This window comes from Sporosarcina sp. P34, from assembly GCF_002743375.1.
In the GTDB taxonomy this organism is placed as follows: domain Bacteria; phylum Bacillota; class Bacilli; order Bacillales_A; family Planococcaceae; genus Sporosarcina.
The window spans coordinates 1-13,260 of the sequence record NZ_PDZC01000011.1; the positions used below are offsets into that span (position 1 = coordinate 1).

Here is a 13,260-nt window from a genome sequence, read left to right on the forward strand (position 1 = left end):
ATGCCACACCGCGCTATTTCCGCTCAGAACCGCGCTAAAGTCATGCCACATCGCGCAATTGTCGCTCTGAACCGCGCCAAAGTCGTCCAACACCGCGCTATTGCCGCAATGAACCGCGCTAAAGTCGTCCAACATCGCGCTATTGCTGCTATGGACCGCGCTAAAGTCATGCAACACCGCGCTAATGCTGCTCTGAACCGCGCCAAAGTCATGCAACATCGCGCTATTCCGCCGCCTATCTTTGAAAATTTCTCATTGTTTTAATGTCTCATACAAGTGACACGTCATAAATGGCCAGGTAAAGTGAGAGAAGTTCATTAATTGGTCAAATAAATGTAATTATTCCCATCAAATAAGGCGTTACATGAATACATTTCAACTCAACTTTTCAATTTCATTACCCTAAATGCTAGTAGAATTGAAAAGTGTCCCTCAATTTAACACTGAAATTCAAAAATCACACAAATGTTCTCAAATGGTTACCTCCTTGCTATACTTATAGGAACACAAAAGGGGGTAATTTGTATTGATTTATAAGCAAAGGAAAGTTCCTGAAATTTTAGTTGGTCAGCAAGTGTTGCTAAAGAGGCTACGTCCCAACCATCCGAACTTCTTGAAGTTACAGAAGGATTGTTACAATAGCCAAGCTGGGTTTGGTGGGGAGAGAGATTTCGACTATCAGATGCGGGAGTTTAAGCCAGATTATCCGTATGCCATTCTTCATGATCTATATCTTCAGCAGGATCAAGTATATTTTCAAATCGATTCGCTATTAATAACGCCGAGTGCCATTATAGTTTTTGAAGTGAAAAACATGGCCGGTAAACTTTTTATTACACAGAATCCTACTCAGTTTATTAAAGAAGAGTTGGGTGGCAATCGTTTGGTTTTGAAAAGTCCGATAGAAGAGTTGGAAAGGAAAAAGTATTTTTTGACACGTTGGTTGAAAGATCATGATACTGAGTTACCGCTTCTAGATTTTGTAGTTCTCGCTTATCAAAATGAACTTGTTATCGAGAATTTGGCAACCGACAAAGTAGTGTTTGCTTATGAGGTGCCCAATAGATTGAGAAGGTTGGAAAATCACCAAACTATTTTATCTAACGATGAAATTCGTCAACTAGCTCATCAGCTCAAAACTCATCATCGAGCTTTTCATCCATATCCACTCCATGGGAAGTATGAAGTAAGTATGTCTGACATACAGTCTGGTGTTTTTTGTACGTCTTGTCAGCACTCCCAAATGACTTGGCTGTCAAAAACGTGGAGATGCCTTCATTGTGGTCATCGTGATCTCAAAGCCCACTTTCCTGCACTACAAGATTGGTATTGTATTTTTGGACCCCACATAACAAATAACCAACTACGCCAATTCCTATCCATAAATAGTCGGCACACAGCCCGTCGCCTTCTCACTACACCGAACACTAATGTTACTGGGAGCGGTCGTTCAGCAATTCATCACATTTCATCGAAAATCCTCCTCATGAATGAATCCCTACATACCTAAAATTAAATGTAAGTTTTTTATTTTATGTAATTAATCTTAGAAATGTATTCAACCGTGCTATTACGCATAATCGGCTCGACAAAAAGAGCAGTTCACCAATTCGAACCGCTCTTTCAATCTTCATTCTATTTACATCAAATCCCAAACGGTCTTGATAATCTCATCGCATTTCACAAATAGTGAACTCTCTAAAACAAATGTATGCAGAGTACCATCTTTTAACTCGACGGTAATTCCGTTCGGCACAATACCTAACACGTACGAAGAGTCAATATTATTGATGTCAGCAATATTGAATTCCAAAATTTCTCTTTGAAAATGCATATTGCGTGGCTGGAAAATGAAACGCTGATTGGTGATAAATAAATTGCCACTGACGTAATCTATACTTTTGCGCAAGTCCACCGGTAATTCGTATTGAACTATTTCGTTTTCCCGAGAATTTATCATGCAGATCTCTCCTCTATGGATTTTATCTATGATTTATTTTCATTTTACCTCTATAGATATGTATGGACAAGACATCTTGATTTGCTTAAGCGCTCTATGCCCGCGCCACCCGCTCTATCCACCCCAACACCCGCTCAATCTAACCCAATATTCGCTCAATAAACCCCGTCTGAAGCCCGAGTCAAATCTCTATTGACACTAAAAAACTCGGTCTGTTATCATTATGTGTAACCGGTACCACATAGAACAGAATGTAGGTGAAATAGTTGGCAAATATACGGGATGTAGCTAAAGCGGCTGGGGTTTCAGTAGCGACTGTTTCACGCTATTTAAATAATAAAGGATACATAAGTGAAGAGGCGAAACGCGTGATTGCACAGGCGGTTGAAGAGTTGAACTATCAGCCGAGTATGATTGCGCGTTCGCTTAGTACAAAACAATCTACGTTTATTGGCTTAATTGTTCCGGATATCGTCAATCCGTTTTTCCCGGAGCTGGCGCGTGCGATTGAAGATATAGCGTTGGCGTACGGATACACGGTGATTTTGTGTAACTCGGATGAAGATTTGGAGAAGGAAATTAATTATGTGAAGACGCTGCAACAGAAATATGTGGCGGGTTTCATTGTCGCGACGAGTCATGCGGAAGCGGAACATTATATAGGGCTGGATATTCCTATTGTCGCAATTGACCGGAGAATTCATTCATCGATACCGTATATTGCGACGGATAACCGCGAAGGTGCTCGGATAGGGACGGAGCATTTATTGGATAGCGGTTGTACAAATATTCTTTGTATGCGCGGACCTTTAGGATTAGGCCCTGCAGATGATCGATTTGCTGGGTTCAATGATGCCGTGATGGGGAAGAATATCAATACACATATTATTGAATGTCCATTTCAGTTTGACGTAGCGGAAACTATGGTGAAAAAGGTATTGGCGGAAGCATCGATCGACGGAATTTTTGCGAGCAGTGATGTGACGGCAGCAGGCGCAATGAAAGCTGCCTATTCAGCAGGTATTCATGTGCCGAGTCAGCTTCAAATTGTTGGATATGACGGAACGATGCTCGCGAGCCAATTGACACCAGGCTTGACGACGGTAGCGCAGGATTTATATAGAATTGGTGCGATGGCAGCGAGGATGTTGATTAAATTAATTGAAGGGCAAGAGTTGACGGAGCATGAAGTATTGATTCCGGCAGAGTTGCTTATTCGCCAAACAACGAGGAGTGGAGCATGATGATAACGGTAATTGGTAGCGCTAATATGGATTTGGTAGTGGGCACACAGAATTTCCCAGATCAAGGCGAGACGGTTCTTGGAAATGTGTTCGATACTGTGCCGGGTGGAAAAGGAGCGAATCAGGCAATTGCTGCGGCGCGACTTGGTAGTGAAACACATATGGTGGCTTGCGTGGGAAATGATTTATTTGGAACGAGCATTGTGAATAATCTTCAGGAGAATAAAGTCGGCGTCACCGGTGTACGTACTGTAGACGGAGCTTCCGGCATTGCGAATATATTACTGTCAGAAGGAGATAATCGGATTATCGTCGTACCGGGCGCCAATTCTTTGTTGATGCCAACTCATATTGACGAGGTAGAAGATCTCATCAAGCGCAGTAAATTGGTCATGCTTCAACTTGAAATTCCGATCCCCACTGTCATTTATACATTAGCGAAGTGCCAAGCGATAGGAGTTCCAGTTATATTAAATCCTGCACCGGCAAGCGGTTTCGAACTAGACATGATGCCTTCGATTACTTATTTGACGCCGAATGAAACAGAATGTGAACAGATCTTCGGCATGGATATGATCAGTGCATTAGAAAAGTATCCGAACCGTTTAATTATCACGCTCGGTAGTAACGGCGCACGATTCTTCGATGGAGAAAAACACGTCATCGTAGAAAGCTTTGAGACCAATGCCGTGGATACGACTGGCGCTGGTGATACGTTTAACGGAGCTCTTGCACATGGGATTGTAGCCGGAATGAATTTGGAACGAGCAGTTCGTTTCGCGAATGCGGCAGCATCACTTTCCGTAGAGAAGTTCGGCGCACAAGGTGGCATGCCTTCATTTGACGAGGTAGAAGCGCGTTTGGAGGAGAGCCGATGAAAAAGCACGGCATGATCAATCGCGATATTGCGGCTGTGCTAGCTAAAATGGGTCACACCGATCAATTGACGATTGCAGATTGCGGTCTGCCGATTCCTGAAGGCGTGCCGTGCATCGATCTTTCTTACACATTGGGAAAACCAGGATTCACTGAGGTGTTACACGAACTATTGAAGGACTTTCAAGCGGAAAAAGTATATATAGCTAGTGAAATAAAAGTGGAGAATCCTGCAGTGTATAGTGAAATAAAACGACTAGAATGCCCGATAGATGAGCTAACACATGATCAATTAAAAGAACAATCAAGACAATCGAAAGTTATTATTCGTACAGGAGAGGCGACACCTTATGCCAATATTATCGTACAATCAGGCGTCATATTCTGAAAGTGGGTGTGCAGAAATGATTACGATGAGCGGGATATCGAAAAGTTTTAATGGAAATAAAGTACTCGACAATGTGGAGTTTAATGTAGTCAAAGGAGAAATCCATGCGCTCATGGGAGAGAACGGTGCAGGGAAATCGACGATGATGAAGATTTTGACAGGGATTTATACGCGTGACGCAGGAGAGATCACGGTCAAAGGGGAAAAAGTGGAGTTCAAGAACGCCAAGGAAGCGGAAGAAGCGGGAATTGCGGTTATTCACCAAGAGCTTAATATTTTACCCGACTTGACAGTGGCTGAGAACTTTTATTTAGGTAAAGAAAAGACGTTTGGCAAAAGCGGGATTTTGAAGACGAAAGAAATGAATCGGCAAGCGGAAGAAATTTTATCGAAGCTAGGTCTGGATGTCGATGCGCGCACAATCACTCGTGAATTATCCGTTGGTAAACAGCAGATTATTGAGATAGCGAAGGCGGTTTCTTCTAATGCTGAATTAATTATTATGGATGAGCCGACTGCAGCATTGACGGACCGTGAAATTGAAACATTATTTCAAACCGTTCGAGCATTGCAAGCAGAAGGTGTTTCATTCGTGTATATTTCACACCGAATGGAAGAGATTTTCGCCATGTGCGACCGTATTACGATTTTACGAGACGGTCAATACGTCGGTGTGCGGAATATAAAAGACACGTCGTTTGAAGAAATCGTACAGATGATGGTCGGACGTGAGCTGGGCGAACGATTCCCAGCGCGTGCATGTGAAATCGGTGATGTGAAGCTGAAAGTAGAAGGCCTCGCGCGTGGAGACCATTTTGAAGACATATCGTTTGAAGTACGAAAAGGTGAAATTGTCGGTATCGCTGGATTGATGGGTGCCGGTCGTACGGAAGTGATTCAATCGATTTTCGGCTTTAAGAAACCGACTGCGGGTAAGATTTTCATTGATGGAAAGCAAGTGGTTATTTCGAATCCGTTGCAAGCGAAAAAGCTCGGCATCGGATATGTCACGGAGGATCGGAAATCGGAAGGGTTAATTCTTGATTTTTCGGTTCGGGAAAATATGTGTCTGACGAACTTCAATCGAATTTCAAATTCAGGAGTCATTCAACGAACAAAAGAAACCCAGTTGTATGACACGATGTCTAAACGTTTAGGCGTTCGTACATCTGGACCTGAACAAATTGTCAAGTCGTTGAGTGGCGGTAACCAACAGAAGGTAGTTATCGCAAAATGGCTGGGTATTGAGCCCGATATTCTATTTTTGGATGAACCGACAAGAGGTGTCGACGTTGGGGCGAAGAAAGAAATTTACAGCATCATCAATGAATTGGCTGAGCGTGGTGTCGCAATTGTGATGATTTCGTCCGAATTACCGGAAGTAATCGGTATGGCAGACCGCGTGCTCGTCATGCACGAAGGCCAGTTGATGGCAGATATACCGAAAGAAGAAATGACGCAAGAACGAATTATGCATTTTGCAACAGGAGGTGACAAAGTTGTCCAAGACTAATATGAAATCGTCATTACAGAAATTAGGACCGGTGATCGGCTTACTATTAATCGTGGTCATCATTTCAATTATGAGTCCGAGTTTTTTAACGATGAACAACTTGTTCAACGTATTGCGTCAAGTTTCCATTAACGCATTGATTGCGTTCGGGATGACGTTTGTTATATTGACAGGTGGAATTGATTTATCAGTTGGATCGATTCTCGCGTTAACCGGTGCCGTGACGGCAGGTATGATGTCAGGCGGCATGGATCCGATTCTCGCCATGCTACTCGGCGTATTACTAGGTGTGCTACTCGGTGCAATTAACGGTTTGATTATTGCGAAAGGAAAGGTCGCACCATTTATCGCGACACTCGCGACGATGACGATTTTCCGTGGATTGACTTTAGTGTATACTGAAGGCCGTCCGATTTCAGGACTTGGCGATTCATTTACATTCCAAATGCTCGGAAAAGGATATATTTTGGGTATCCCAGTTCCGGTCATCACGATGGCAATCTCTTTTGCAGTGCTGTACTTTATATTGAAGAAAACGACATTCGGACGCCGTGTGTATGCGGTCGGTGGCAATGAAGAAGCGTCACGTCTTTCGGGAATTAATGTGGATCGAGTGAAGATTTATGTGTATTCATTGGCAGGCGGTCTGACAGCCATTGCGGCATTAATTTTGACATCGCGCTTAAACTCGGCACAGCCAACAGCGGGTAATATGTTTGAACTCGATGCGATTGCGGCCGTTGTACTAGGTGGGACTAGCTTGACTGGTGGTCGCGGTTGGATTGTTGGCACATTGATAGGTGCTTTGATTATTGGTGTGTTAAATAATGGATTGAATTTGATCGGGGTTTCCTCTTTCTTCCAACAGGTTGTAAAGGGTGCAGTAATATTAATCGCAGTACTATTAGATCGCAAAAAAACAGCATAAGGAGATGTGAATGTAATGAAAACTATCAAATGGTTACTACTTATGGCAATCGTGCTCGTATTGGCTGCTTGTTCATTGGATCAACCCGGTTCGAAATCTTCATCAGACGAAAAAGGCGAGGCTGGAAAAGATAGCGACAAAGCGTATAAAATCGGGCTTTCCGTTTCGACACTAAACAATCCATTCTTCGTGACATTGAGTGAAGGTGTGAAAGAACAGGCGAAGGAATCTGGATCAGAAGTAATTGTTGTCGATGCACAAGACGATGCATCTAAACAAGCGAGTGACGTAGAAGATTTGATTCAACAAGGTGTAGATTTATTGATAATCAACCCTACAGATTCTGAAGCAGTTGTCTCTGCAGTGCAATCGGCAAACAGTTCCAACGTTCCAGTCATCACAGTAGACCGTAGAGCAGAAGGTGGAGAAGTGGTTTCCCACATCGCTTCAGATAATAAAGCGGGCGGTGTGTTAGCTGGAGAATACATGATGGAGTTACTTGGCGAGGATCACCCGAAAGTGGCAGAGCTTGAAGGGATCGCAGGTTCATCCGCGGCACGTGACCGTGGAGCGGGCTTTAACGAAGCGGTGGACGGCAAAGTAAATATCGTGACAAAGCAAACAGCAAACTTTAACCGTGCAGAAGGTTTAACGGTAATGGAAAACATTTTACAATCGAATCCAGGCATCCAAGGCGTATTTGCGCATAATGATGAGATGGCGTTGGGCGCATTAGAAGCTATTCAGTCAGCTGGTAAGGACATCGCAATCATTGGATTCGACGCAACAGACGACGCGGTTAAATCTGTAAAAGACGGTAAATTGTCCGCTACGATTGCACAGAAGCCCGAGGAAATTGGGACAAAGGCAATGGATGCAGCGGTAGCCACACTAAACGGTGAAGAGGTAGACGCAGATATTCCAGTTGATTTGGAATTAATTAAAGAGTAAGTGTGAGTTTTTGTTTGAGGAGGAGCTCTCTGGCCAAGTTTTTTGGCTGGGGAGTTTTTTTTGTGTTTTTTGAGGGGGATAGAGCGGATAGCACGGGCAATAGAGCGTTCGCGCCCCCATATAGAGCGGATATCTCGTGTGATAGAGCGTTCGCGCCCCCGTATAGAGCGGATATCTCGTGTGATAGAGCGTTCACGACCCGCTATAGAGCGAATACCTCTATGATAGAGCACCCACACCCCATAATAAAACAAATAACCCGTACAAGTGAATGGTTGACTCGCATACTATCGTATCCAAGTTACGTCGTCTACCATTCAATAGTGTATAAAAGGAGTGTTGTTATCATATGCATGTACTGTAAACCCTTATCGTTTTATGTGAACTATATACATTAAATGGACAATCTGTTTTGGTTTCTATGCAAGGACTTTACATTTAGTAAGTTGAACCTCCCTGTTATGCAATATACATTGAATGACAAGGAGATTCATTCAAAGAGGAGTGTTTAGATGAAAGCAACCACATTTTCAATTCAAGCAGGAAGAGTAAATAATAATCTACAAGTGTTAGGGAGAATAGGGAAAATTGGTTCCACGGGTGTCTCTAGACTTGCACACTCACCTGAAGATAAAGAAGCGGTGCTCCATGTGAAAAAGTATATGGAGGACATCGGTTTACAGACGAAAATTGATCAATTTGGAAATTTAATCGGGAGAATGGATGGCGTAGCGAATGATGCTCCGGCCTTAGTAATGGGCTCGCATATTGATTCACAACCTTATGGTGGAAGATATGATGGGGCGCTTGGAGTAATCGGGGCGATTGAAGTGTTGGAAACGTTGCATGATAAGGGTATAAAGCCTGAAATTCCCATTATGATATGTGCTTTTGCTGATGAGGAAGGCTCACGATTCAATAAAGGCTTGTTTGGTGTTAGAGGCATGTTAGGTAAATTAGAGGAGGGAGAGCTCGAACGAAGGGATAAGAATGGAATGGCGAGGCGAGAAGCGCTCATTGAATTTGGTTGCGATCCGTCAAAGTTTCAAGAATCACTGATTGACATTTCTACAATTGCAGCATTTTTAGAGCTTCATATTGAACAAGGACCGATTTTGGAAGCGAAGAATGAACCCGTTGGAATTGTTACCGGTATTTCAGGTCCTTTGTGGTTGACGGTTGAAATGGAAGGCATGGCGGGTCATGCGGGGTCTGTGCCCATGTCTATGCGTCAAGATGCTTTAGTAGGGGCGGCTAAAGTCATTGTAAAGTTAAATGAGTTAGCTCAAGAAGTTCAAGGAGCACCCACAGTAAGTACAGTCGGGAGTTTGCAAGTATTTCCTGACTCTCGCAATATCATTCCTGAAAAAGTTACGTTTACAGTGGATTTGCGTGATATTGATGAAAGTAGACGGGATCAGATCGAACAAGCTTTCCTTCAAGAGTTAGAAGAAATTGCGGTTGAACATAGCTTGTCTTATAAAATCAGTGAAGATACACGAAGTGAACCTAGATTTTGTGATGAAAATATTATGCAGATCATGAGAGAAGAAAGTGCTGACATGAATTTAACCCCACCGGAATTAATGAGCGGTCCTTTTCATGACGCGCTCGAAATGTCCTATGTCTGTGACTACGGTATGATTTTTGTCCGTTCAAAAGATGGAATTAGTCATAATCCGAAAGAATATAGTTCACCAGAAGATATTGCATTAGGGGTGGAGTTACTTTATAAGACTGTTTATAGAATGGCTTGCGAAAAATAATCATTCATAAAGAATATAGCGAATGGAGGGATTGAATGAGTAAAAAGAAGTTCACCACTATTTATATACTGGTCGTTACTATTCCTTTTTTATTATTAATATTTCCTTTATTTGAGATAGCAAACCGGGCAACTCCGATCATTATGGGACTACCTTTCTCATTTTTCTATATCATTCTAGTAATCCTTATCACGTTTTCTGGGGTTTTGATTTTGTATAAATTTGATCCAGATCATCAATTTGAAGAAGGTGATGAATGATGGAGCATTGGCAAATTGCATTAATTATTATGATTGGCTATTTAATCATCGCATTGGTTGTCGGAGTGTGGGCGGGTAAAGGTCGAGATTCCGGTTCTCTTGATGAATTTGCTGTTGCAGGAGGTAAGTTGGGGTTAATTGTCATGTGGTTCTTGATGGGCGGAGCTGTATTTAGCGCATTCTCATTTTTGGGCGCACCTGGTTGGGCCTATGAAAAAGGGGCTCCTGCATATTATATTATTATCTATACAGCATTTGCGATACTACCCTGGTATATAATAGGCCCTAAGATCTCTAGAATCGGAAAGAAATTCAATCTGTATACACTATCTTCATTTTTTAGAATTCGTTATAAAAGTAAGACACTCGGAATAATAGTTGGTTTACTCGCATTATTAGCTTCTATTCAATATTTGGCTACCCAGTTAACAGGAATGGCACACATCTTTAATATCATGACAGAAGGAAGAATTCCTTTTTGGCTCGGCGCTCTTCTAGCATATGGAATTGTTGTTATTTATGTGGCGACAGGAGGACTACGGGCTGCGGCTTGGTCTGACGTATTCCAAGGGTTACTCATGATTATTATTTCATGGGTTGTTGGAATAGCGATTGTGAATCAGTTACACGACTCAATGGGAGTTATGTTTACGAATATTGCAACTGAAAACCCTGGATTCTTACAGATAGGAAAAGAAGGATCTGCTATGGGGACGATACCTTTTACAACGACAATTTTAGTATCTGTAATTGGATTCTTGATGTGGCCACATCTATTCACGAAGTCCTATGCATCCAGCCCCAAAGTGATTAAGAAAACAGTTTTGGTTTATCCAATCTTCGCACTATTCCTAGTCCCTTTATTGCTGGTTGGATTTGCAGCTAAAGGCATTGTAGATGCGAACTTGATTGAAAGTGCGGACCAAGTACTTCCATTCTTGATCACCACTGTCATGAATCTACCAGGTTGGGTGTATGGACTAGTTGGCGCTGGTGCACTAGCGGCTGCCATGTCATCCGCTGATGCGATTACGCACAACGCCACCTTGGAAACGACAGACGGTGTGATTCGTACGATTTTCAAAGATTTATCCGATAAGACTGTTTTAAAGATTATGCGTATAGGTGTATTCGGCATCGGTGGATTGGCTTATATTATCACCATTTTCGGAGGTCAAGGATTAATTGTCTTACTCTTGGGAGCTTATGGCGCTATTGTACAATTTGCACCAGGTGTTTACAGTGCATTGTATTGGCGTGGCGCAACGGCTAAAGGAGTGATTAGTGGATTAGTAGTCGGGGCAATATTGAATTTCTATTTCCAACTAGTCGCAGACACTACACCATTAGGCATTCACGCTGGAATTATTGGATTGATTGCTAATGTCGTCATTATGATTGTAGTAAGCCTACTTACAAAATCAGATAGAAGCGAAGAAGAAGACACGTATATTCGTAGCTAATCAATAGATGTATAGTCAAGTACAGAGAGGTGACTTATAGTGCATGCAGATATAGTATTTACTAATGGAGAAGTGATCACAGTCGATAAGGATTGCTCCATCATGGAAGCGGTAGCAATAAAAGATCATACAATCATTGGCGTTGGTCAGATGAAGGAAGTTGGCGGGTTTATTGGAGAAAATACGAAAGTTATCGACCTGGAAGGAAAATCCCTTCTTCCAGGTTTCATAGATCCGCACTTACATTTAACTATTTATGGAACGAACTTGCTCGGTATTAACTGTGCAAGTCCTGAAATCGATTCGTTGGAAATCTTGTATGAGAAAATGAAAAAGAAAGCGGAACAAACTCCAAAAGGAGAGTGGATCCGGGTTACTAGCTTTAATGAAAATGCTGTTAAGCAAAAACGTTTCCCTACTATACAAGAACTGGACGCTATATCTGCTGAACATCCAATTGTAATTATTCGAGTTTGTAATCATACGTCTATCGCAAATAGCAAGGCATTGGAACTTGCAGGTATCACATCGAAGTCTGAAAACCCTGCAGGCGGTGAGATAGAGCGTGATGTACATGGAGAATTGACAGGTAAAATGATTGAAAATGCACATATGCATCTATTTAATGTGGCGGATTATAGTGCAGATGAAATAAAAAAAGGACTGAAATTAGCGTCACAGATATTTGTGGAGTCCGGTATAACCAGTTTACATGATGCAGGCAGTTATGGCTGGGGACCAGATATTTTACAGCTGATGAAAACAAGTATAGATTCAGGCGATGTAAAAAACCGAGTGTATGCCCTCATTGGATCATTGACAGATTCAGAATCTTTCATCCGACATATGATTGATGAGAGTATAGTTACGGGAGATGGCGATGAATGGTTTAAAATTGGACCTGCTAAACTCTTTACAGATGGCAGCAGTACGGGACCTACTTTATCCACAAGGGAACCGTATGATAGTGATCCGACAGACACAGGCATACTCTATTACGACCAAGAAAGAATGAATGAAATTTTAGGAGAAGCACACCGCAAAGGATACCAAATTACTGCACATGCACAAGGCGATCGGGCGATTGAAATGGTGTTGAATTGTATTGAAGAAGCGCTGGAGAAACACCCGCGGACAGATCATCGTCATCGGATTGAACATGCCGGAATAGCTAGTAAGGATCTGCAGGAACGGATGAAGGAGTTAGGAGTTGTCGTTATTCCGAACCCCGCTTTTATGTATGTGAATGGTGATAGCTATCTTGAATTTTACGGTGATCGTGTACATGTGATGTATCCAGCAAATGATTATTTGGAAAAGGGAATACCTTTTGCATTTGCCTCTGATACGCCTGTAGTAGATCATAATCCTCTTCTCGGTATTCATGCGGCAGTGAATAGAAAAACTATTTCAGGACAAGATGCTGGGATTTATCAGAGAGTGAGTGTGCTTGAGGCCATCAAAGCCTATACTTATATGGGGGCTTATGCAAGTTTCGATGAAAAACAAAAAGGCAGTATCGAAGTAGGCAAATTGGCAGATTTGGTTGTGTTGGATCAAAGTATTCTATCAGCCAATAGAGAGAGTATTAAAGATCTGACTGTAGAATTGACGATGATCGACGGAGAAATAGCGTATGAAAAGCAGTATAGTAAAAGGAAATAAGATGTACTAAATACTAGTTTAAAGAATCACCAGCCATTCAAGATTTTTGAATGGCTTTTATTATGGAGAAATATAGCGGGATACAACATACTACTCGCAATGGACTTTAAAGTAATTCCTTAGCGTAAATCAATCCATTGTATAGGACATGCAAGACATAGTGACTAAATATTTTTAACATGGAATAACAGTATGTCCAACGTATGATTACCAAGTTATTACTATACTATATCAAGACTAAAAAAT

13 protein-coding genes are annotated in these 13,260 nt (G+C 42.0%); 12 read left to right on the forward strand and 1 reads right to left on the reverse strand.

Annotation, left to right across the window (positions count from 1 at the left end):
* Positions 1-264 (forward strand): hypothetical protein (locus tag CSV63_RS16545; RefSeq protein ID WP_099696330.1); only part of this gene is annotated, 264 nt, incomplete at its 5' end.
* A 262-nt stretch (positions 265-526) separates the two neighbouring features.
* A complete protein-coding gene (locus tag CSV63_RS13750) occupies positions 527-1,510 on the forward strand; it encodes a nuclease-related domain-containing protein (protein ID WP_099696331.1) in 984 nt (327 codons plus the stop codon).
* 129 nt (positions 1,511-1,639) lie between these two features.
* Here CSV63_RS13750 and CSV63_RS13755 read toward each other — a convergent pair whose 3' ends face one another.
* Entirely contained in the window at positions 1,640-1,960 is a 321-nt protein-coding gene (locus CSV63_RS13755) for a GRAM domain-containing protein (protein WP_099696332.1), read from the reverse strand.
* Positions 1,961-2,226: 266 nt separating this feature from the next.
* Between CSV63_RS13755 and CSV63_RS13760 the strand changes: the two genes are divergently transcribed.
* The 10 genes from CSV63_RS13760 to CSV63_RS13805 all read left to right on the forward strand — a co-directional run bounded on the left by CSV63_RS13760 (position 2,227) and on the right by CSV63_RS13805 (position 13,014).
* On the forward strand, positions 2,227-3,204 hold the full coding sequence (locus tag CSV63_RS13760; RefSeq protein ID WP_099696333.1) for a LacI family DNA-binding transcriptional regulator: 978 nt from the start codon (positions 2,227-2,229) through the stop codon (positions 3,202-3,204).
* The gene (gene rbsK, locus CSV63_RS13765) at positions 3,204-4,082 is read left to right on the forward strand and encodes a ribokinase (RefSeq protein WP_099696334.1); all 879 of its coding nucleotides are present in this window, start codon (positions 3,204-3,206) and stop codon (positions 4,080-4,082) included. The genes CSV63_RS13760 and rbsK overlap by 1 nt, the downstream gene beginning before the upstream one ends.
* Positions 4,079-4,468 carry a D-ribose pyranase gene (gene rbsD / locus CSV63_RS13770; protein ID WP_099696335.1) on the forward strand — a complete coding sequence of 130 codons (390 nt, stop codon included), beginning with the start codon at positions 4,079-4,081 and terminating at the stop codon, positions 4,466-4,468. The genes rbsK and rbsD overlap by 4 nt, the downstream gene beginning before the upstream one ends.
* Before the next feature lie 16 nt (positions 4,469-4,484).
* Positions 4,485-5,981, forward strand: a complete 1,497-nt coding sequence (locus tag CSV63_RS13775; RefSeq protein WP_099696406.1) for a sugar ABC transporter ATP-binding protein — start codon at positions 4,485-4,487, stop codon at positions 5,979-5,981.
* Positions 5,968-6,909 (forward strand): ribose ABC transporter permease, encoded by a 942-nt coding sequence (rbsC, locus tag CSV63_RS13780; protein ID WP_099696336.1) that lies wholly within the window; start codon positions 5,968-5,970, stop codon positions 6,907-6,909. The genes CSV63_RS13775 and rbsC overlap by 14 nt, the downstream gene beginning before the upstream one ends.
* Before the next feature lie 15 nt (positions 6,910-6,924).
* Complete coding sequence (gene rbsB, locus CSV63_RS13785) at positions 6,925-7,860, forward strand: ribose ABC transporter substrate-binding protein RbsB (RefSeq protein ID WP_099696337.1); 936 nt, start codon at positions 6,925-6,927, stop codon at positions 7,858-7,860.
* Positions 7,861-8,372: 512 nt separating this feature from the next.
* On the forward strand, positions 8,373-9,626 hold the full coding sequence (locus CSV63_RS13790; protein ID WP_099696338.1) for a M20 family metallo-hydrolase: 1,254 nt from the start codon (positions 8,373-8,375) through the stop codon (positions 9,624-9,626).
* Between the two features lie 35 nt (positions 9,627-9,661).
* Complete coding sequence (locus tag CSV63_RS13795; RefSeq protein ID WP_099696339.1) at positions 9,662-9,886, forward strand: hypothetical protein; 225 nt, start codon at positions 9,662-9,664, stop codon at positions 9,884-9,886.
* Complete coding sequence (locus CSV63_RS13800; RefSeq protein WP_099696407.1) at positions 9,886-11,349, forward strand: sodium:solute symporter family protein; 1,464 nt, start codon at positions 9,886-9,888, stop codon at positions 11,347-11,349. The genes CSV63_RS13795 and CSV63_RS13800 overlap by 1 nt, the downstream gene beginning before the upstream one ends.
* Before the next feature lie 39 nt (positions 11,350-11,388).
* Positions 11,389-13,014, forward strand: coding sequence for an amidohydrolase (locus tag CSV63_RS13805; protein ID WP_099696340.1), 1,626 nt, complete (start codon positions 11,389-11,391; stop codon positions 13,012-13,014).
* Positions 13,015-13,260: the final 246 nt, after the last annotated feature.

Excerpts from the sequence above, each read along its gene's own strand:
- CSV63_RS13790 (WP_099696338.1), top strand. The coding sequence starts at position 8,373 with ATGAAAGCAACCACATTTTCAATTCAAGCAGGAAGAGTAAATAATAAT.
- rbsK (WP_099696334.1), top strand. The coding sequence starts at position 3,204 with ATGATAACGGTAATTGGTAGCGCTAATATGGATTTGGTAGTGGGCACA.
- CSV63_RS13755 (WP_099696332.1), bottom strand. The coding sequence starts at position 1,960 with ATGATAAATTCTCGGGAAAACGAAATAGTTCAATACGAATTACCGGTG.
- rbsD (WP_099696335.1), top strand. The coding sequence starts at position 4,079 with ATGAAAAAGCACGGCATGATCAATCGCGATATTGCGGCTGTGCTAGCT.
- CSV63_RS13795 (WP_099696339.1), top strand. The coding sequence starts at position 9,662 with ATGAGTAAAAAGAAGTTCACCACTATTTATATACTGGTCGTTACTATT.
- CSV63_RS13800 (WP_099696407.1), top strand. The coding sequence starts at position 9,886 with ATGGAGCATTGGCAAATTGCATTAATTATTATGATTGGCTATTTAATC.
- CSV63_RS13775 (WP_099696406.1), top strand. The coding sequence starts at position 4,485 with ATGATTACGATGAGCGGGATATCGAAAAGTTTTAATGGAAATAAAGTA.
- rbsB (WP_099696337.1), top strand. The coding sequence starts at position 6,925 with ATGAAAACTATCAAATGGTTACTACTTATGGCAATCGTGCTCGTATTG.